14 protein-coding genes are annotated in these 17,517 nt (G+C 71.6%); 8 read left to right on the top strand and 6 right to left on the bottom strand.

Going from position 1 to position 17,517, the window contains the following annotated elements:
- Window positions 1-123: 123 nt before the first annotated feature.
- The 4 genes from whiA to uvrC are packed head-to-tail and all read right to left on the bottom strand — an operon-like array spanning window position 124 to window position 5,400.
- Entirely contained in the window at window positions 124-1,113 is a 990-nt protein-coding gene (gene whiA, locus OG852_RS36395) for a DNA-binding protein WhiA (protein WP_133910231.1), read from the bottom strand.
- Window positions 1,104-2,171, bottom strand: coding sequence for a gluconeogenesis factor YvcK family protein (locus OG852_RS36390; RefSeq protein ID WP_133910230.1), 1,068 nt, complete (start codon window positions 2,169-2,171; stop codon window positions 1,104-1,106). Before OG852_RS36390 ends, whiA begins: the two co-directional genes overlap by 10 nt.
- Entirely contained in the window at window positions 2,168-3,253 is a 1,086-nt protein-coding gene (gene rapZ, locus OG852_RS36385) for an RNase adapter RapZ (RefSeq protein WP_133910229.1), read from the bottom strand. Before rapZ ends, OG852_RS36390 begins: the two co-directional genes overlap by 4 nt.
- Window positions 3,250-5,400 (bottom strand): excinuclease ABC subunit UvrC, encoded by a 2,151-nt coding sequence (gene uvrC, locus OG852_RS36380; RefSeq protein ID WP_133910228.1) that lies wholly within the window; start codon window positions 5,398-5,400, stop codon window positions 3,250-3,252. Before uvrC ends, rapZ begins: the two co-directional genes overlap by 4 nt.
- 409 nt (window positions 5,401-5,809) lie before the next feature.
- Between uvrC and OG852_RS36375 the strand changes: the two genes are divergently transcribed.
- Together OG852_RS36375 and OG852_RS36370 are read left to right on the top strand one after the other, a co-directional pair.
- Entirely contained in the window at window positions 5,810-6,781 is a 972-nt protein-coding gene (locus OG852_RS36375; RefSeq protein WP_133910227.1) for a hypothetical protein, read from the top strand.
- 146 nt (window positions 6,782-6,927) lie between these two features.
- A complete protein-coding gene (locus OG852_RS36370) occupies window positions 6,928-7,839 on the top strand; it encodes a carbohydrate kinase family protein (RefSeq protein ID WP_330350144.1) in 912 nt (303 codons plus the stop codon).
- Window positions 7,840-8,070: 231 nt separating this feature from the next.
- Here the strand turns inward: OG852_RS36370 and uvrA are convergent, their stop codons facing one another.
- Entirely contained in the window at window positions 8,071-11,070 is a 3,000-nt protein-coding gene (gene uvrA / locus OG852_RS36365; protein ID WP_133910225.1) for an excinuclease ABC subunit UvrA, read from the bottom strand.
- Between the two features lie 222 nt (window positions 11,071-11,292).
- Here uvrA and OG852_RS36360 point away from each other — a divergent pair, with 222 nt between their 5' ends.
- The 5 genes from OG852_RS36360 to OG852_RS36340 all read left to right on the top strand — a co-directional run bounded on the left by OG852_RS36360 (window position 11,293) and on the right by OG852_RS36340 (window position 15,529).
- Window positions 11,293-11,979, top strand: a complete 687-nt coding sequence (locus OG852_RS36360) for a maleylpyruvate isomerase family mycothiol-dependent enzyme (RefSeq protein ID WP_330350143.1) — start codon at window positions 11,293-11,295, stop codon at window positions 11,977-11,979.
- A gap of 9 nt (window positions 11,980-11,988) precedes the next feature.
- On the top strand, window positions 11,989-12,645 hold the full coding sequence (locus tag OG852_RS36355; protein ID WP_330350142.1) for an MBL fold metallo-hydrolase: 657 nt from the start codon (window positions 11,989-11,991) through the stop codon (window positions 12,643-12,645).
- A 336-nt stretch (window positions 12,646-12,981) separates the two neighbouring features.
- A complete protein-coding gene (locus tag OG852_RS36350; protein ID WP_133910222.1) occupies window positions 12,982-13,866 on the top strand; it encodes an ABC transporter substrate-binding protein in 885 nt (294 codons plus the stop codon).
- The gene (locus tag OG852_RS36345; RefSeq protein ID WP_133910221.1) at window positions 13,863-14,780 is read left to right on the top strand and encodes an amino acid ABC transporter permease; all 918 of its coding nucleotides are present in this window, start codon (window positions 13,863-13,865) and stop codon (window positions 14,778-14,780) included. The genes OG852_RS36350 and OG852_RS36345 overlap by 4 nt, the downstream gene beginning before the upstream one ends.
- Window positions 14,777-15,529 (top strand): amino acid ABC transporter ATP-binding protein, encoded by a 753-nt coding sequence (locus tag OG852_RS36340; protein ID WP_330350141.1) that lies wholly within the window; start codon window positions 14,777-14,779, stop codon window positions 15,527-15,529. The genes OG852_RS36345 and OG852_RS36340 overlap by 4 nt, the downstream gene beginning before the upstream one ends.
- 39 nt (window positions 15,530-15,568) lie before the next feature.
- On the opposite strand, the gene aroQ is transcribed toward OG852_RS36340, so the two are convergent.
- Window positions 15,569-16,042 (bottom strand): type II 3-dehydroquinate dehydratase, encoded by a 474-nt coding sequence (gene aroQ / locus OG852_RS36335; protein ID WP_133910220.1) that lies wholly within the window; start codon window positions 16,040-16,042, stop codon window positions 15,569-15,571.
- Between the two features lie 195 nt (window positions 16,043-16,237).
- On the opposite strand from aroQ, the gene OG852_RS36330 reads away from it, so the two are divergent.
- A complete protein-coding gene (locus OG852_RS36330) occupies window positions 16,238-17,509 on the top strand; it encodes an MFS transporter (protein ID WP_330351558.1) in 1,272 nt (423 codons plus the stop codon).
- Window positions 17,510-17,517 lie beyond the last annotated feature (8 nt).

The raw sequence follows: 17,517 nt of genomic DNA, 5'->3' as shown, positions 1-17,517 counted from the left end.
AGGCTCATGACACTTCATGATCCAGTCAAGGGCGCCTCAAGGACAGTAAAACGCCGGTGATATCACCCTATTGGGTCACACCACCGGCGTCCTGAGAACGCCCGAAAGCGTTCTGAGCGTCCGTCAGCCCACGAGGTTGTCGGTCAGCTCCTCGGAGAGGTTGGCCTCCGTGCCCGGGATGCCGAGGTCGGAGGCGCGCTTGTCGGCCATCGCCAGCAGACGGCGGATGCGGCCGGCGACCGCGTCCTTGGTCAGCGGCGGGTCGGCGAGCGCGCCCAGCTCCTCCAGCGAGGCCTGCTTGTGCTCCATGCGCAGCCGGCCGGCCGCCGCGAGGTGCTCCGGCACCTCGTCGGCGAGGATCTCCAGGGCGCGCTGGACGCGGGCCCCGGCGGCCACGGCCGCACGGGCCGAGCGGCGCAGGTTGGCGTCGTCGAAGTTGGCGAGCCGGTTCGCCGTGGCCCGCACCTCCCGGCGCATCCGGCGCTCCTCCCAGGCCAGCACCGACTCGTGCGCGCCGAGCCGGGTCAGCAGCGCGCCGATCGCGTCGCCGTCCCGCACGACCACCCGGTCCACCCCGCGCACCTCGCGGGCCTTCGCGGCGATCGACAGCCGGCGTGCGGCGCCGACCAGCGCGAGCGCGGCCTCGGGGCCCGGGCAGGTCACCTCCAGGGAGGAGGAGCGGCCGGGCTCGGTGAGCGAGCCGTGCGCCAGGAACGCCCCGCGCCAGGCCGCCTCGGCGTCACAGGTCGCACCGGAGACCACCTGCGGGGGAAGCCCCCGGATCGGGCGCCCGCGGCCGTCCACCAGCCCCGTCTGACGGGCGAGCTGGTCCCCGCCGGCGACCACCCGCACGACATACCGCGAGCCGCGGCGCAGCCCGCCCGGAGCCATCACGATCAGTTCCGAGCTGTGGCCGAAGATCTCCAGGATGTCCCGCTTGAGCCGGCGGGCCGCCATCGCCGTGTCCAGCTCCGCCTCGATCACGATGCGGCCGCTCACCAGGTGCAGGCCGCCGGCGAACCGCAGGACGGCGGAGACCTCCGCCTTTCTGCAGCAGGTCCGGGTGACGGGGAGCCGGGAGATCTCGTCCTTCACCGCTGCCGTCATCGCCATGGGCCGATCCTTCCATGCATCCGAAAAATACGGTCGTACGCGGCGGCGAGGAACTCCGGGTCGTGCCGGGGCGTTCCGTCGGTCCGGGCCACCTTCGCCAGCTCGACAGCGGCCCCGAACCGGGTGGCGGCGTCGGTCAGGGAGTCGCGGTCGGGCACGGCGGCCTCGTCGGCCAGCACCACGTCCAGGGCGAGTTTAGGGGCGTGTCGTCCCAAAACCTCCAAATGACGCTGCGGGGAGAAGCCCTCGGTTTCTCCGGGCTGCGGCGCGAGGTTCAGCGAGAGTACCCGGCGCGCCTTCGTCTCCATGAGGGCGTCCAGCAGTTCCGGCACGAGAAGGTGCGGGATGACCGAGGAGAACCAGGATCCGGGGCCGAGGACCACCCAGTCCGCGTCCAGGACCGCCGCCACCGCCTCCGGGACGGCCGGCGGGTCGTGCGGCACGAGGTGCACGGACTGCACCTCACCGGGGGTGAGCGCCACCGTCGCCTGACCGCGCACGGTGTCCACGTCCTCCGGCCGCCGCGGATCGTGGCCCTTGACCAGCGCCTGCAGCTCCAGTGGTACGGCGGACATGGGCAGCACCCGGCCGTGCGCGCCCAGCAGCTTGCCGACCAGGTCCAGGGCCTGGACATGGTCGCCCAGCTGCTCCCACAGGGCGACGATCAGCAGGTTGCCGACGGCGTGCCCGTTGATCTCGCCCTGGGACTGGAAGCGGTGCTGGATGACCCGGGCCCAGGTCTGCCCCCAGTCGTCGTCGCCGCACAGCGCGGCCAGCGCCTTGCGCAGATCGCCGGGCGGCAGCACGCCCAGCTCGTCCCTCAGTCGTCCGCTGGAGCCGCCGTCGTCGGCGACGGTGACCACGGCGGTGAGGTCACCGGTGATCCGGCGCAGTGCGGCGAGCGAGGCGGACAGGCCCATGCCGCCGCCCAGCGCGACGACCTTGGGCTGGGTGCCACGGCGGCGCGGCCTCGCGCCCCGGGCCTCGACCGGCCGGCTCGCGCGCCCCTCGGGGGTCACCCTGCGCAGCCGGCCCAGCCGCGGAGTACGTCCTGTCATTCCCGTCCCATGTCCCGGTGCACGACCACCGTCTCCACGCCCTCGGCCGCGAGGCGCGCGGCGAGCTTCTCCGACATCGCGACCGAGCGGTGCTTGCCGCCCGTACAGCCGACCGCGATGGTCACATAGCGCTTGCCCTCCCGGCGGTAGCCCGCGGCGATCAGCTGCAGGAGTTCCGCGTACCGGTCGAGGAACTCCTTCGCGCCGGGCTGGTTGAGGACGTAGGTGGCGACCTCCTCGTTGAGGCCGGTGTAGGGGCGCAGCTCCGGCACCCAGTGCGGGTTGGGCAGGAAGCGCATGTCCACCACCAGGTCGGCGTCGACCGGCAGGCCGTACTTGAAGCCGAAGGACATGACGGTGGCCCGCAGCTCGGGCTCCTCCTCGCCCGCGAACTGGGCGTCCATCTTGGCGCGCAGCTCGTGGACGTTGAGGCTGGAGGTGTCGATCACCAGGTCGGCGTCGCCGCGCAGCTCGCGCAGCAGTTCGCGTTCGGCGGCGATGCCGTCGACGATCCGGCCGTCGCCCTGGAGGGGGTGCGGGCGGCGCACGGACTCGAAGCGGCGCACCAGGGCGTCGTCGGAGGACTCCAGGAAGACGATCCGCCGGGTGACGTTCTTCGACTCCAGGTCCGCGAGGGACTCCCGGAGGTTGTCGAAGAAGCGACGGCCGCGGACGTCGACGACGACCGCGATCCGCGCCACGTTGCCCTGGGAGCGGGCGCCCAGCTCCACCATGGTGGGGATCAGGGCGGGCGGGAGGTTGTCCACGACGAACCAGCCGAGGTCCTCCAGACACTTGGCGGCCGTCGAGCGGCCCGCCCCGGACATGCCGGAGATGATCACCAGCTCGGGGATGGCCGCCTCGGGGATCCCGGGCGGCGTGCTGTCCGTACTCACCTGTGCTCCGTCTTCGTGGCCTGCTGCGTGCCCGGCGGCGCCGGGGGCCGTGTTCTCTGGGTTCTCGGGGGTGGCGGGGTGCCTGGTGGGATCCTCGCCGGGTTCCCTGTGCCCCTGCGGGGACGTCGCTGTGGGCGGGCGGTCCCGCTCGTCCGTGGGGTGTGCGTCGTGCTCGTGCTCGGTCATGTCTCCTGCCCCCGTCGTTCTTCCGGGGCGCCCGCTGTCACGGGGTCTCCGGGGGAACCCGCCGTCGTTTCGGGTTCCTCGTCATCAATGATCTCTCCGGTCGCCGTGTTCACGGCGGGGGCGGGCGGAGCCGCCTGGGCGAGGGCCGCCGCGATGGTCTCGGCGGTCTTGCGGCCTATGCCCGGGACCTCGCATATCTGTTCGACCGTCGCGGCGCGCAGCCGCTTCACCGAGCCGAAGTGCTTGATCAGCGCCTGTTTGCGCGTCTCACCGAGGCCCGGTACGTCGTCCAGGGGACCGGAGCGCAGTCGCTTGGCCCGCTTGGCGCGCTGGTAGGTGATCGCGAAGCGGTGGGCCTCGTCACGGACGCGCTGGAGGAGGTAGAGGCCCTCGCTGGTGCGGGGCAGGACGACCGGGTCGTCGTCGTGCGGCAGCCAGACCTCCTCCAGACGCTTGGCGAGGCCGCAGACGGCGATGTCGTCGATGCCGAGCTCGTCGAGGGCGCGGCGGGCGGCCGCGACCTGGGGCTGCCCGCCGTCGACGACGACGAGCTGGGGCGGGTAGGCGAAGCGCTTGGGGCGCCCCTCGTCGTCCTTGAGGCCGGCGGCGAGGGGGGCTTCCTTGCCGTTGGCGAGGGTGGCGCCGTCGGGGAGACCGGCGCCGGAGGCAGAGGCGGTGGAGGAGGCGGAGGCGGTGGCGTCACCGTCGGGGAGGGCGCTCTCGGCGTCGGTCCACTCCCCCGTGCGCTCCTTCTCGGCGAGGTAGCGGCGGAAGCGGCGGGTGATCACCTCGTGCATCGAGCGGACGTCGTCCTGCCCCTCGAAGCCCTTGATCTGGAAGCGGCGGTACTCGCTCTTGCGGGCCAGCCCGTCCTCGAAGACGACCATGGAGGCCACCACGTCGTCGCCCTGGAGATGCGAGATGTCGTAGCACTCGATCCTCAGGGGGGCGCTGTCCAGGTCGAGGGCCTCGGCGATCTCCTCCAGGGCACGCGAGCGCGTGGTCAGGTCGGAGGCGCGCCTGGTCTTGTGCAGGACGAGCGCCTGCTGGGCGTTGCGCTGCACGGTCTCCATCAGGGCCCGCTTGTCGCCGCGCTGCGGGATGCGCAGGGAGACACCCGAGCCGCGGCGGCCGGTGAGCCACTCCTGCACGGGTTCGACCGGGTCGGGCAGGGCGGGGACCAGCACCTCCTTGGGGACGGCGTCGCCGGTCTCCTCGCCGTAGAGCTGCTGCAGGGCGTGCTCGACGAGGGCGCCCGTGGTGATCTCCTCGACCTTGTCGGTGACCCAGCCGCGCTGGCCGCGCACCCGTCCGCCGCGGACGTGGAAGATCTGGACGGCCGCCTCCAGCTCGTCCTCGGCGACCGCGATCACATCGGCGTCGGTCGCGTCCGCGAACACGACGGCGTTCTTCTCCATGGCCTTCTTCAGCGCCCCGATGTCGTCGCGCAGGCGGGCCGCCCGCTCGTACTCCATCTCCTCGGCCGCCTCCGTCATCTGCTTCTCCAGGCGGCGGAGGTGGGTGCCGGTGCGCCCCGCCATGAAGTCGCAGAACTCGTCGGCCAGTTCCCAGTGGTCCTCGGCGGGGATGCGGCCGACGCAGGGCGCGGAGCACTTGCCGATGTAGCCGAGCAGACAGGGCCGGCCGGTGCGGGAGGCGTTCTTGAAGACGCCGGCGGAGCAGGTGCGTACGGGGAAGACGCGCAGCAGCAGGTCGACGGTGTCGCGGATCGCCCACGCGTGCGCGTACGGCCCGAAGTACCGGACGCCCTTCTTCTTGTGGCCGCGCATGACCTGAACCCGCGGGAACTCCTCGTTCATCGTCACCGCGAGATACGGGTAGCTCTTGTCGTCGCGGTACTTCACGTTGAACCGGGGGTCGTACTCCTTGATCCAGGAGTACTCCAGCTGCAGCGCCTCGACCTCCGTGGACACGACCGTCCACTCCACCGACGCGGCCGTGGTGACCATCGTGCGGGTGCGCGGGTGGAGGCCCGCGAGGTCCTGGAAGTAGTTCGCCAGGCGCTGGCGCAGGCTCTTCGCCTTTCCGACGTAGATCACCCGGCGGTGCTCGTCGCGGAACCTGTACACCCCGGGAGAGTCCGGGATCTGTCCCGGCTGGGGGCGGTAGCTGGAGGGGTCGGCCATGTCTCACACCCTACTGGCGCGGAGTGACACTCCGACGGGCCTGTGGACAACCGTGGGCCGCTGTCGGCACCCCTGTGGAAAACCCCGTTTCCGGACAGCCCCTCATGATCCTCCCGGCCGGCCGGCCCGCGCTCCCGTCGGCCTACCCGGGCCCCGGACCGTTGCCCGGCGTCCGGATCTCCGCGGGGTTCGCGCCGCACCGGTGAGCCTCGCACACCGGCCAAGCGCATGTGCCACTCGGGCATCAGGTGTTGTCGGGACTTGGTCAACACGCTTCAATGCGGGAGAACTCGGGGCCCTGAAGGACGCCTTACGGATGTGAAGGAGCCCCCCGGCGTCAGCGGGGCAGCCCCGAACCCTCACGCGCGGTCCGACCAACCGTCGCGAGCTTTCACAGAAAGGCCCCTGCATGCCGCACGCCACACAGCACGCGGACGCCGCGGAGGACGTCGCCGCCGCGGAACTGGACACGGTCCTGCGGGGCGGCCCGTTCCATGTCGCGCTGCGTGCCGCGATCGCCGCCCGTGGACTGCCCCTGCAGCGCGTCCAGCACCATCTGTCGCGCCACGGGGTCAAGGTCGGCGTCACGAGCCTGAGTTACTGGCAGCAGGGCGCCCGTCGCCCGCAGCGCCCGGAGTCGCTGCGGGCCGTCCGGGCGCTGGAGGAGATCCTGCGCCTTCCGGACGAGTCGCTGATCCGGCTGCTGGGGGACGCCGAGGCACCGACCGGCGCCGACCCCGCTTCCGCGCCGCCGACGGGCCGGTCCTACCGCTCCGTCCTGGAGGCCTCCGGCGTCCTTGAACGTCTGCACGCCGAACTGGAGTGCCCCCTCGACAGCGGGCTGCACACCCTGGGCCATCACGAGAGCGTCCGCATAGGGGGGCGCCGTGAGCTCCTGGGCCGCGAGTCGCAGCACATCGTGCGCGCCCACCGCGACGGCGTGGACCGCTTTCTCGCCGTCCACCAGGGGGACCCCGGGTGCGCGCCCGAGCGGATGACCGTGCACGCCCTGGAGAACTGCCGGGCCGGGCGGGTCCGCCGCCACCACGAGACCGGCGTCCTGGTGGCCGAGCTCCTGTTCGACACCCGGCTGCGGGCCGGTGAGACCTTCCTCTTCCGCTACGCCTTCGACGACGGCACCGCCGACGTCTCCCGTGAGTACGTCCGCGGTTTCGGTACGGCGGGCGGCCAGTACGCGCTGCAGATCCGGTTCGACGAGCGGGCGCTGCCCGTGCGCTGTCACCGGTTCACGCAGCATTCGGCGGCGGCGCCGCGCGGCGGACGTCAGGAGCTTCCGCTCAGCTTCCGCCACCGTTCGGTCCACCTCGTGGAGCCGCGCGTGCGGTCGGGGATGGTGGGCATCGGCTGGGACTGGGAGTGAGCGGGAGGGCGGGGTCGTGGGCCTGTCGGGCGCGGGTGACGGGGTGCGGCAGGCTGCCCGGACTCGTCCGTTCCGTCCCGCGATGACGCGCGGGGCGGGCAGACTCGGCGTGAGCAGCCCCAAGTGCCCGCGAAAGGAACCGTCCCGTGATCGTCGTCGCCGGTGAGGCCCTCATCGACCTGGTACCGCGGGGCACGGAGGCCCTCGCGGCTCTGCAGCCGGCACTGGGCGGCGGTCCCTTCAACACGGCTGTCGCCCTCGGCCGCCTCGGCTCCCCCACCGCCTTCTGCTCCCGTGTGTCGTACGACGCGTTCGGGGAGGCGCTGCTCGGCCGGCTGCGGGAGGCGGGTGTGGACGTGTCCGCCGTGCAGCGGGGCCCGGAGCCGACGACGCTCGCGGTGGCCACCGTCGGCGGCGACGGCTCCGCGGCGTACTCCTTCTACGTCGACGGGACCGCCGACCGTCTGTTCGCCGCCCCCGCCACCCTGCCGGCGGGGACGCGGGCGGTGTCCTTCGGCACCTGTTCGCTGGTGCTGGAGCCGGGTGCGAGCGCGTACGAGGAGCTGTTGCGGACCGCGGCGGGGCAGGGCGTGTTCACCGCGCTGGACCCGAACATCCGGTCCGGGCTGATCCCCGACGCGGACGCCTACCGGGCGCGTTTCAAGAGCTGGCTGCCTTTGGTGAACCTGCTCAAGCTCTCGGAGGAGGACGCCCTGTGGCTGGGCGGCACTCCGCACGAGTGGCTGTCCGCCGGTCCCTCGGCCGTCGTGATCACGCACGGCGCCGCCGGGCTGAGCGTCGTCACCCGGGACCACGGCGTGTACGCGGTGCCGGGCGAGCCGGTCGACGTGGTGGACACCATCGGCGCCGGCGACACCGTGAACGCGGCCCTGCTGCACGGTCTTTCGGTGCGGGACGCCCTGTCGCCCACGGCCCTCGCGGGTCTGGGTGCCGAGGGCTGGCAGCGGTTGCTGCGGTTCGCCGCCCGCGCGGCGGCGGTCACGTGCTCGCGGGCGGGTGCGGAGCCGCCGTACGCCTCGGAGCTGGGCGACTCGTGAGCGGTCCCGGGCCGCGGCTGAGCGGTACCGGACCACGGATAGGCGGTTGGGGGCCGCGTCTGGGCGGCTGAGGGCCGCGGCTGGGCGGCTGAGGGCCGCGGCTGGGCGGCTGAGGGCCGCGGCTGGGCGTTCGGGGCGGCGGCCCCACCGGTTCGACGAGCGGCGCCCCGCGGGGAGTTCCCCGGGGGCGCCGTGTTCGCGGGCGAGGCAGGGCCTGCGCGCCGTTCGATCTCAGGCCTTGCGGGCCCGGGTCGTCTTCTTCGCGGGGGCGGCCTTCTTGGCGGCCGCGGGGACCTTCTTGGTCACCGTGTTGTTGGCGGTCCTGGCCGCGACCGTCTTGCGCGCCGCCGTCTTGCGCGGGGCCTTCACCGGGGCCGCGTCGCTGATGCGGTCGGCGCCGAGGATCTCGCGCAGGAACTTGCCGGTGTGGCTGGCCGGAACCCCGGCGACCTCCTCCGGTGTGCCCTCGGCGACGACCAGGCCACCGCCCGCGCCACCCTCGGGGCCCATGTCGACGACCCAGTCGGCGGTCTTGATCACATCGAGGTTGTGCTCGATGACGATGACCGTGTTGCCCTTGTCGACGAGGCCGGCGAGGACCTTGAGGAGCTTGCTGATGTCCTCGAAGTGCAGGCCCGTGGTCGGCTCGTCCAGGACGTAGACCGTGCGGCCGGTGGAGCGGCGCTGGAGCTCGCTGGCGAGCTTGACGCGCTGTGCCTCACCGCCGGAGAGGGTGGTCGCGGACTGGCCGAGCCGGACGTAGCCGAGGCCCACGTCCTTCAGCGTGTTGAGGTGGCGGGCGATCGCCGGGACGGCCTCGAAGAAGTCCGTGGCCTCCTCGATCGGCATGTTCAGGACGTCGGCGATGGACTTGCCCTTGTAGTGGACCTCCAGGGTCTCCCGGTTGTACCGGGCGCCGTGGCAGACCTCGCACGGGACGTAGACGTCCGGGAGGAAGTTCATCTCGATCTTGATGGTGCCGTCGCCCGCGCAGTTCTCGCAGCGGCCGCCCTTGACGTTGAAGGAGAAGCGGCCGGGCTGGTAGCCGCGGACCTTCGCCTCGGTGGTCTCGGCGAACAGCTTGCGGACATGGTCGAAGACGCCGGTGTACGTGGCCGGGTTGGAGCGGGGGGTGCGGCCGATGGGCGACTGGTCGACGTGCACCACCTTGTCGACGAGGTCGTCGCCGTCCACGCGGGTGTGCCGCCCCGGTACGTTCCTCGCGCCGTTCAGTTCGCGGGCCAGGTGGGTGTACAGGATGTCGTTGACCAGGGTGGACTTGCCGGAGCCGGAGACGCCGGTGACGGCCGTGAACACGCCCAGCGGGAAGGACACGTCGATGTCCTGGAGGTTGTTCTCGCGGGCGCCGTGCACGGTGAGCTGCCGGGAGGGGTCGCGCGGGCGCCGGATGTCGGGCAGCGGGATCGACTTCCTGCCGGACAGATACTGACCGGTCTGCGACTCGGCGTTGGCGAGCAGCTCCTTCAGGGAGCCGCTGTGGACGACCTTGCCGCCGTGCTCACCGGCGCCGGGGCCGATGTCGACGACCCAGTCGGCGACCTTGATGGTGTCCTCGTCGTGCTCGACGACGATGAGCGTGTTGCCCATGTCGCGCAGCCGGACCAGGGTCTCGATCAGCCGGTGGTTGTCGCGCTGGTGCAGGCCGATGGACGGCTCGTCGAGGACGTAGAGCACGCCGACGAGTCCGGAGCCGATCTGGGTGGCCAGGCGGATGCGCTGGGCCTCGCCGCCGGAGAGCGTGCCGGCCGCGCGGTTGAGGGAGAGGTAGTCGAGGCCGACGTCGACCAGGAAGCGCAGCCGTTCGTTGACCTCCTTCAGGACGCGTTCGGCGATCTTCTTGTCGCGGGCGTTGAGCCTGAGCTCGCCCAGGAAGTCCGCGCAGTCGCTGATGGACATCGCGGAGACCTCGGCGATCGACTTCTCCATGATCGTGACCGCGAGGACGATCGGCTTCAGGCGCGTGCCCTCACAGGTGGGGCAGGGCACCTCGCGCATGTAGCCCTCGAAGCGCTCACGGCTGGCGTCGCTCTCGGCCTCGCTGTGCCGGCGCTTGACGAACGGGACGGCGCCCTCGAAGGGCGTGGTGTACACACGCTCGCGGCCGTAGCGGTTGCGGTAGCGGACCTCGATCTGTGTCTTGTGGCCGTGCAGCAGGGCCTTCTTCGCGCGCTGCGGCAGCCCGGCGAAGGGGATGTCGGTCCTGAAGCCCAGCGCGTCCGCGAGGGCGCCGATCAGACGGCCGAAGTAGTCCTTGGTGTGGCCGTGCGACCAGGGGTGGATGGCGCCCTCGTCGAGGGACTTGTCCTCGTCCGGGACGATCAGTTCGGGGTCGACCTCCATGCGGGTGCCGATGCCGGTGCACTCGGGGCAGGCGCCGAAGGGCGAGTTGAAGGAGAAGGAGCGGGGCTCCAGCTCCTCGAAGGACAGGTCGTCGTACGGGCAGTAGAGGTGCTCCGAGAACATGCGCTCGCGCTCGGGGTCGCCCTCGGGGAGGTCGACGAAGTCGAGCACGACCATGCCGCCGGAGAGGCCGAGGGCGGTCTCGACGGAGTCGGTGAGGCGCCGCTTGGCGGAGTCCTTCACCGTGAGGCGGTCGACGACCACCTCGATGGTGTGCTTCTCCTGCTTCTTCAGCGTGGGCGGGCTGGAGAGCTGGATCGTCTCGCCGTCCACGCGCGCGCGGGAGTAGCCCTTCGTCTGGAGATCGGCGAAGAGGTCGACGAACTCTCCCTTGCGCTCGCGCACCAGCGGCGAGAGCACCTGGAAGCGACTGCCCTCGGGGAACTCCAGGACCCGGTCGACGATGGCCTGCGGCGACTGGCGCGAGATGGGACGGCCGCACTCGGGACAGTGCGGCTTGCCGATGCGCGCGAACAGCAGACGCAGGTAGTCGTAGACCTCGGTGATGGTGCCGACCGTCGAGCGCGGATTGCGCGAGGTCGACTTCTGGTCGATGGAGACGGCCGGCGAGAGACCTTCGATGAAGTCCACGTCCGGCTTGTCCATCTGGCCGAGGAACTGGCGGGCGTACGAGGAGAGCGACTCCACGTAGCGCCGCTGCCCCTCGGCGAAGATGGTGTCGAAGGCCAGCGAGGACTTGCCCGACCCCGACAGGCCCGTGAAGACGATGAGCGAGTCGCGCGGCAGGTCGAGCGAGACATTCTTGAGGTTGTGCTCGCGCGCGCCACGGACGATGAGACGGTCGGCCACGCCGGTCCGCACCTTTCTTGAGAGAAGTGACAGGGGCGGGGCCCCCATCGTTCTCAGACTAGGGGGAGCCACTGACAGCGCCGGTCGGATTCACCGGTTGACAACAATCCCCGGCCCTCCAGCATGCCCGATGCCGCCACCGACCTTATAGCACGCACATTCGATTTTGGGCCGCGGTCCGCCACCTTCACCCGAAGGAGTGGCGCGGCTAGGGTCAGCAGCATGATTGATCACGCTCATGACCTGGGGTCTGTACGTGAGGCGACCGACCGGATGCTCACCGCGGTCGGCGAACTGGACAACGCGGCGGTGGCGGAGCCGTCACGTCTGCCCGGCTGGAGCCGGGGTCATGTCCTCGCCCATCTCGCCCGCAACGCGGACGCCCTGGTGAACGTCCTCGAGGGCCGGCCCATGTACCCCGACGCCGCCGTCCGCGACGCCGACATCGAGCGGGACGCCCCGCGCCCCCTGGACGTCCACCTCGCCGACCTGCGCGAGAGCGCGGCCCGCTTCCAGGCGGCCGGGGCCGTGCCCGCCGACTGGTCGCGCACGGTGGAGCTGCGCAACGGGGTCACCGACGAGGCCGCCCGTGTCCCCTTCCGGCGCCGGGCGGAGGTGGAGCTGCACCATGTCGACCTCGGGATCGGCTACGAGCTGGAGGATCTGCCGGAGGACTTCGTCGCACGGCAGACCGACTTCCTCGCGGAGCGGTTCGCCGGGCACCCCGACGTGGCGCCGGCCCGCCTGACGGACGGCACGCACGCGTGGCGCACCGGGCGGGAGGCGGACGCCCCGGAGGTTGCCGTCACCGGGGCCCCCGCCGACCTGCTGGGCTGGCTCACCGGGCGCCGCGACGGATCCGGGCTGACCGTGACCGGCGGGCCGTTGCCGGCCCTGCCCCCGCTATAGGCTGCCGCCATGACGTACAGCGGAGAGGTGACCGTCGGCGGCCCGGCGGACGTGCACGAGCTCAAGGACCTGATGATCACCAAGATCGCGGTCGGCCCGATGAACAACAACGCCTATCTGCTGCGCTGCCGGGCCACGGACGAGCAGATGCTGATCGACGCGGCCAACGACGCGGCGGCGCTGCTCGGGATGATCGGCGACGACGGCATCGCGTCCGTCGTCACCACCCATCAGCACGGCGACCACTGGCAGGCGCTCGCCGAGGTCGTGGCGGCCACGGGCGCGCGCACCTACGCGGGCCGGGAGGACGCCGGGGGCATCCCCGTGCCGACCGACGTCCCGGTCGACGACGGCGACGTCGTCCGGGTGGGGAACGTGGAGCTCACCGCGCGGCATCTGGTCGGGCACACCCCGGGCTCGATCGCGCTCGTCTACGACGACCCGCACGGGCATCCCCATGTCTTCACCGGCGACTGTCTCTTCCCGGGCGGCGTGGGCAACACCTGGAAGGATCCGGAGGCGTTCGCCAGCCTGATCCACGACGTCGAGACGAAGATCTTCGACGTGCTTCCGGACGAGACCTGGGTCTACCCCGGCCACGGCAACGACACCACGCTGGGCGCGGAGCGGCCCCATCTTCCGGAGTGGCACGCGCGCGGGTGGTGAAACGCGGGAGTGGTGGGCCGCCGGGGCGGTGAGCCGCAGAGGTGAACACCGGGGCGCGTGAAGCCATTCACGCGCCCCGTGTGAATCGTGCGCACGCGCCGGTGCCTCACGCGCGCTCCCCTCCCACGTGGTTGCGCGGTCAACTGGTTGCAGCCCCGCGCGGGATGACGGCTCCGGCGCGGATCGGGCCGCCGGTCTTCGATCCCCGCCCTCGGCCGGCGGCCCAGGCTCCACCTCGCGAGTCCCTGTTCACGAGAATGCAACACCCGTTCCCACTATGCGGACAAACACGGTCGTGACGTGGACAAACACGGATTTCGCTGCCACTCTCCCGCCATGCACCTCGCCCCTCGTGTCCTGCGCCGCGCCGCCGCCGGCGCCACCGTCGCCCTCCTCGCGACCGCGGTCGGCTGCGCCCCGCAGCCCGAGGCCGACGCGTCCGCCTCGTCCTCCGCCTCGGCTGGAAAGACCTGCGCCAAGGGCGAGTTGGCGACCAAGACCTCGGGAAAGCTGACGATCGCCACCGACGAACCGGCCTACGAGCCGTGGTTCAAGGACGACAAGCCGTCCAACGGCGAGGGCTTCGAGTCGGCGGTGGCGTACGCCGTGGCGCAGCAGCTCGGGTACGACAAGAGCGCCGTCGTCTGGCAGAGCGTGCCCTTCAACAAGGCCTTCGCGCCGGGTGAGAAGACCTTCGACTTCGACATCAACCAGGTGTCCATCAGCGCCGAGCGCAAGAAGGCCGTGGACTTCTCGTCCGGCTACTACGACGTCCGTCAGGCCGTCATCGCGCTGAAGGGCACGAAGGCCGCCAAGGCGACGAGCGTCGCGGACCTCAAGGGCCTCAAGCTCGGCGCCCAGGTCGGCACGACCAGCCTCGACTACATCGACGACGTGGTGAAGCCGACGCAGCAGGCCGCCGTCTACGCCAAGAACGACCAGGCCAAGTCCGCGCTGAAGAACGGTCAGGTGGACGCGATCGTCGTCGATCTGCCCACCGCCTTCTACATCACCGCCGCCGAGGTGACGAACGCCGAGATCGTCGGCCAGTTCGAGAACCAGGGCGGCACGCCGGAGCAGTTCGGCCTCGTCCTCGACAAGGGCAGCGCCCTCACCTCGTGCGTGACCGCCGCCGTGGACGCCCTCCGCAAGGACGGCACCCTGGCGAAGATCGAGCAGCAGTGGCTCTCCGACGCCGTCGACGCCCCGGTGCTCAAGTGACCGTCACCAAGGACGAGTCCGGCCAGGAGGACGCGGACGACCAGGGTGACATGCCGGGGGGCGGCGACGCGTACGTCCCGTCCCGGCGGCGGCTGGAGCGTGAGCGCTACAAGCGCACACGGGCCCGCCGCGCCACGGCGATCGCCGCGCTGTCGACGCTGGTCACAGCCGCCGTCCTCTATCTGATCGTCGTCGGTGCGCCCGGCTGGCCGCGCACCAAGGAGACGTTCTTCAACGGGCAGTACGCGCGCGAGGCGTTCCCCAAGGTCCTCGAAGGACTCTGGCTGAACGTCCGGCTGCTGTTCGTCTGCGGCGTGGCCGTGCTCGTCCTCGGCATGCTCATCGCCGTGGCCCGCACCCTGCGCGGCCCGGTGTTCTTCCCCCTGCGGGTGCTGGCGGCGGCGTACACGGACTTCTTCCGGGGACTGCCGCTGATCATCAACCTGATGATCGTGGTCCTGGGCGTTCCGGCGCTGCGTCTGCAGGGCGTGACCGTCGACCCCGTGTGGCTGGGCGGTACGGCACTGACCCTGACGTACTCGGCGTACGTCGCCGAGGTGTTCCGCGCCGGCATCGAGTCCGTGCACCCCTCGCAGCGTGCGGCGGCCCGCTCCCTCGGTCTGTCCAACCGTCAGGCGCTGCGGTACGTGGTGCTCCCCCAGGCGGTGCGCCGTCAGGTGCCGCCGCTGCTGAACGACCTGGTGTCCCTGCAGAAGGACACCGGTCTGGTGTCGATCGGCGGCGCCATCGACGCCGTCCGGGCGGCGGACATCATCGTGGGCCGCAGCCTCAACTACACGCCGTACATCGTGGCCGGGCTGGTCTTCGTCGCCCTGACCATTCCGATGACGCGCTTCACGGACTGGGTGACGGCCCGGATGGACAGCCGGCGGGCCCAAGGAGGAACGACATGAGCGACGCCCCGGTGCTGCGGATGGAGTCCGTCCGCAAGACCTTCGGCGGCTCGGTCGTCCTGCGGGACGTCGACCTGGAGGTCGCCCCGCACACGGTGACCGCGCTGATCGGCGCCTCCGGATCCGGCAAGTCCACGCTGTTGCGCTGTGCCAACCTCCTGGAGGACATCGACGACGGCGCGATCTGGCTGGACGGCGAGGAGATCACCGACCCGCGCACCGACCAGGACGCGGTACGGCGCCGTATCGGCGTGGTCTTCCAGGCCTACAACCTGTTCCCGCACATGACGGTGCTGGAGAACATCACGCTCGCCCCGCGCCGGGTGCACGGCGTGGCCCGCGCGGAGGCCGAGGAACGCGCCAGGGAGCTGCTGGAGCGGCTCGGACTGGGCGGCAGGGCCGGCGAGTATCCCGACCGGCTCAGCGGCGGCCAGCAGCAGCGTGTGGCGATCGCACGCGCCCTCGCCGTGCGTCCCCGGCTGCTGCTGCTCGACGAGATCACCGCCGCCCTCGACCCTGAGCTGGTCGGCGAGGTCCTGAACGTCGTCCGCGATCTGAAGGGCGACGGGATGACGATGGTGCTGGCCACGCACGAGATGGGCTTCGCCCGTGAGGTCGCCGACCAGGTGTGTTTCCTGGACGGAGGGGTGGTGCTGGAGCGCGGCGGCGCCGAGCAGGTGTTCGGCGATCCGCAGCAGGAGCGCACGCGGCGCTTCCTGCGGCGGATCGTGGAGGCCGGCCGGCTGTGACCCGAGGCGTGTAAGGGGTGTGCTCCAGGAGGCCGGTGCTTACGCGTCGGCCTTGCCCGTTCCCGCGAGCGCGGCGACCCGTTCCACTCCGAACACGTATCCCTGCACCCCGCATCCCGCGATGACGCCGTCGGCGCGCAGGGAGACGTACGAGTGGTGCCGGAAGGACTCCCTCCGGTGGATGTTGGAGATGTGGACCTCCAGCACCGGCAGGCCGTCGCAGGTGTTGAGGGCGTCCAGGATCGCGACCGACGTGTGCGAGTAGGCACCCGGGTTGATCACGACGCCGCAGTGGTTCAGCCGCGCCTCGTGGATCCAGTCGACCAGTTGGCCCTCGTGGTTGGACTGCCGGAAGTCCACCGTGCCGCCGTGGGCCGCCGCCGCCTTCACACACATCGCCTCGACGTCGGCGAGCGTGTCGGACCCGTAGATCTCCGGCTGGCGCTGACCCAGGAGGTTCAGGTTGGGGCCGTTCAGGATCATGATCGGGGCGGTGGCCAGGGTGTGGGGCACGGTTCCTCCGGTCCGTTCGGGGCGGCCCGTCGGGGACCGCCGCTCGGACCCGGTCTATCACGGTGAAACGGCGCGGTGAGAGGCCGCCTCGGCGCTTGCCGCCCCTCCCGTCACCCCCGTGCGCCCCCGTAACCGGCCGTCACCCCGGGTAGTTGACGCGGCATGCACGACGTACGCACCGTGAGGGCGCCCTCCATGCCCCGGCTCGCCGCCGCCTCGCTCGCGGGGACGGCCATCGAGTTCTACGACTTCTTCGTCTACGGCACCGCCGCCGCGCTCGTCCTCGGGCCACTGTTCTTCCCGACCTTCTCGCCGCTCGCCGCCACCCTGGCCGCCTTCGCGACGTTCGGCGTGGGCTTCGTGGCCAGGCCGCTCGGGTCGGTGCTCTTCGGGCATGTCGGGGACCGGCGCGGCAGACGCCCGGTCCTCGTCGTCTCCCTGCTGCTGACCGGGGCCTCGACGGTCGCGGTGGGCTGTCTGCCGACGTACGGCAGCATCGGGGTGGCCGCTCCCCTGCTGCTGCTCTGTCTGCGTTTCCTGCAGGGGCTGGGGCTAGGCGGCGAGTGGGGCGGCGCGGTGCTGCTCACCGCCGAGCACGCGCCGGCCGGGCGGCGCGGGCTGTGGTCGAGCTTTCCGCAGGTCGGGCCCGCGATCGGGTTCCTGCTGGCCAACGGGGTGGTGCTGGTGCTGTCGCTGACCCTGACGGAGGCGCAGTTCGCCGAGTGGGGCTGGCGGGTGCCGTTCTGGGCGGCGGGGGTGCTGGCCGTGCTCGGCCTGTGGCTGAGGTCCTCGCTCCCGGAGAGCCCTCGGTTCCTGGAGATCGGCGAGCACGCGCGCGTGCCGCTCGCGGAGGTCCTGCGCGACCACTGGCGGCTGGTCGTGCTGACCGCCGGCGGGCTCGCCGTCGGGTACGCGATCTTCTACGCCGTGACGACCTGGTCCCTCGCCTACGGGACCGAACGCCTCGGGGTCAGCCGTACCGTCATGCTGACCTGCGTCATGGGCGCGGTGGTCGTGAAGGGCGCGCTGACGCCCGTGGCGGCGATGCTGGGCGACCGTTTCGGGCGGCGGCCGCTGTGTCTCGTGGGATGCGCGGCGGCGGCGCTGTGGATGCTGCCGATGGTGGCGCTGCTGGCGACGGGTGCTCCCCTGCCGATGTTCCTCGGCTTCCTCGGGGCGCTCCTCGCGTTCGTCACGATGTTCGGGGTGATCGCGGCCTATCTGCCCGAGCTGTACGAGCCGAGGGTGCGCTGCACGGGCGCGGCCGTCGGCTACAACCTCGGCGGTGTCCTCGGGGGCGCGCTCACGCCGATCGCGGCGACGGCCCTGGCGGAGCACTCGGGGCGGGTGCCGTGGGGTGTGGGCGCCTATCTCACGGGGATCGCGCTGGTCAGCCTCGGCTGTTTCGCGCTGCTTCCGGAGACCCGGCCGGTGCCGACGGCCGCCGTGCAGCCGGTCATGGACTGACCCGCCGA

Source organism: Streptomyces sp. NBC_00582 (genome assembly GCF_036345155.1).
Taxonomy (GTDB): Bacteria; Actinomycetota; Actinomycetes; order Streptomycetales; family Streptomycetaceae; genus Streptomyces.
Note: the sequence above shows the minus strand (reverse complement) of the source record. Positions and strands in the feature narration are given on the sequence as shown.

Excerpts from the sequence above, each read along its gene's own strand:
- whiA (WP_133910231.1), bottom strand. The coding sequence starts at position 1,113 with ATGGCGATGACGGCAGCGGTGAAGGACGAGATCTCCCGGCTCCCCGTC.
- OG852_RS36390 (WP_133910230.1), bottom strand. The coding sequence starts at position 2,171 with ATGACAGGACGTACTCCGCGGCTGGGCCGGCTGCGCAGGGTGACCCCC.
- rapZ (WP_133910229.1), bottom strand. The coding sequence starts at position 3,253 with ATGACCGAGCACGAGCACGACGCACACCCCACGGACGAGCGGGACCGC.
- uvrC (WP_133910228.1), bottom strand. The coding sequence starts at position 5,400 with ATGGCCGACCCCTCCAGCTACCGCCCCCAGCCGGGACAGATCCCGGAC.
- OG852_RS36375 (WP_133910227.1), top strand. The coding sequence starts at position 5,810 with ATGCCGCACGCCACACAGCACGCGGACGCCGCGGAGGACGTCGCCGCC.
- OG852_RS36360 (WP_330350143.1), top strand. The coding sequence starts at position 11,293 with ATGATTGATCACGCTCATGACCTGGGGTCTGTACGTGAGGCGACCGAC.
- OG852_RS36355 (WP_330350142.1), top strand. The coding sequence starts at position 11,989 with ATGACGTACAGCGGAGAGGTGACCGTCGGCGGCCCGGCGGACGTGCAC.
- OG852_RS36350 (WP_133910222.1), top strand. The coding sequence starts at position 12,982 with ATGCACCTCGCCCCTCGTGTCCTGCGCCGCGCCGCCGCCGGCGCCACC.
- OG852_RS36340 (WP_330350141.1), top strand. The coding sequence starts at position 14,777 with ATGAGCGACGCCCCGGTGCTGCGGATGGAGTCCGTCCGCAAGACCTTC.
- OG852_RS36330 (WP_330351558.1), top strand. The coding sequence starts at position 16,238 with ATGCCCCGGCTCGCCGCCGCCTCGCTCGCGGGGACGGCCATCGAGTTC.